Genomic DNA, 1717 nt, shown 5'->3' with positions numbered 1-1717 from the left:
AGATGTGTATAAGAGACCAGGGGGTGAGCGGTGCCGGGGCGGGGTCAGCCCTGGGAGGCGTTCAGGTACCAGTACTGGTACGCGTCGGGCTGCTGCCAGCTCGGGTGCAGGTCGTTGACCTTCGACCAGCCTTCGCAGTTGTTGCCCCAGTAACCCGTGGTGAAGACCGCGTCGTGGTTGGCGAACCACACGCCGGGATAGAAGCTCGTGCTGCCCGGGTTGGTCCCGTTCAGGCACCGGTTCCAGCTGTGGCCGTTCGGCTCGATGACCTCAAGGCGGAAGCTGTGGACGTTGTGCGTCCAGTTGTTGATCTGTACGCACCCCGTGAGCGCGGGGGAGTTGCAGCGGGGTGCGGACCAGGCACTGGCCTCACCGGTGGCCAGGGTCAGCGACCCACCCACCATGGCGGCGACGGCGAGAGCGCCGGCGAACTTTTTGCGGAGTGAACGGGACACGGCCCCGCTCCCTTCTTTTCTTCGAGTGCTGGGCTAAGACACGACTGACTTTCCAGGACAGAGAGTTGTTCATCGACCTGAATCGAAGGTCCAAACAACGTTTGGGCGGGCCTGCCGACCGGTGGGCGGGCCGGGAAATGGGACAGCCCCTGGGCCGGTGACCAGGAAGGTCACCGGCCCAGGGGCCGAATCAAATGGACGGGCAGGTTCAGGTGCTGGGCAGGATCAGGTGCTGGGCAGAGCCCGCTTCATGATCTTCCCCATGTCGTTGCGCGGGAGGGCGTCCAGACAGCGCACGACCCGGGGGCGTTTGTGCGGGGCGAGGCGGGCGGCGACATGGTTCGCCAGTTCGTCCGCGTCCGGCGGGGACTGGGGATCGGCGGGGACGATCCAGGCGACGATCCGCTCGCCCAGATCGGCGTCGGGCTCCCCGGTCACCGCCGCCTCGCGCACGCCCGGGTGTTCCAGCAGCGCGTTCTCGATCTCACCCGCGCCGATCTTGTAGCCGCCGCTCTTGATCAGGTCGGTGGCCTTGCGCCCGACGATACGTACGTACCCGTCAGGGTCCCGTACGGCCATGTCCCCGGTGCGGAACCAGCCGTCGGCGGTGAAGGCGGCGGCGGTGGCGTCGGGCCGGTTCAGATACTCGGTGAACAGGTTCGGCCCGCGTACCTGGATCTCGCCCACGGTCTCGCCGTCGTACGCCGTGATGGGTGCCCCGTCCTCCTCGACGAGCCGCAGCTCGACACCCGGCAGCGGCACACCGACCGTGCCGGCCCGGGGCTCCCCGTCCGCGCGGACACTCGTGTTCATCAAGGTCTCGGTCATGCCGTAGCGCTCCACCACCCGCCGGCCGGTCGCGGCCGCGATCCGCTCGTGGTCGTGCACGGGCAGCGCGGCGGAACCGGAGACCAGCAGCCGGGCGCGGCCGAGCGCCTCGGCGAGTGCCGGGTCGCCGGGGAGCGCCTCCGCGATCCGGTGGTACATCGTCGGTACGCCGAACAGCATGGTCGCCCCGTCGTTCAGCTCGCGGGTCACGCCCTCCGTCCCGAACCGACCGAGGTGCCGTACCGAGCCGCCGCGCCGCAGCGGGCCGAGGATGCCGAGAATCAGACCGTGCACATGAAAGAGCGGAAGCCCGTGCACCAGCACGTCCTCGTCAGTCCACTGCCAGGCGTCGGCGAGCGCGTCGAGGGTGGTCGCGATCGCCCGGCGCGGGATGACGGCACCCTTGGGCGGCCCGGTGGTGCCGGAGGTGTAGA

2 protein-coding genes are annotated in these 1717 nt (G+C 69.2%); both read right to left on the bottom strand.

The genetic code is table 11. The features are described from left to right. Positions 1–44: 44 nt before the first annotated feature. On the bottom strand, positions 45–455 hold the full coding sequence (locus AOK08_RS41210; RefSeq protein WP_055535619.1) for a hypothetical protein: 411 nt from the start codon (positions 453–455) through the stop codon (positions 45–47). 225 nt (positions 456–680) lie between these two features. Next, on the bottom strand, positions 681–1717 hold a 1037-nt coding region (locus AOK08_RS41205), incomplete at its 5' end, for an AMP-binding protein (protein WP_055535617.1).

Origin of the sequence: Streptomyces graminilatus (genome assembly GCF_001418565.1) — a bacterium.
Taxonomy (GTDB): Bacteria; Actinomycetota; Actinomycetes; order Streptomycetales; family Streptomycetaceae; genus Streptomyces; species Streptomyces graminilatus.
The sequence above is the reverse complement of the archived record's forward strand: the minus strand, read 5'-3'. Positions and strand labels throughout refer to the sequence as shown.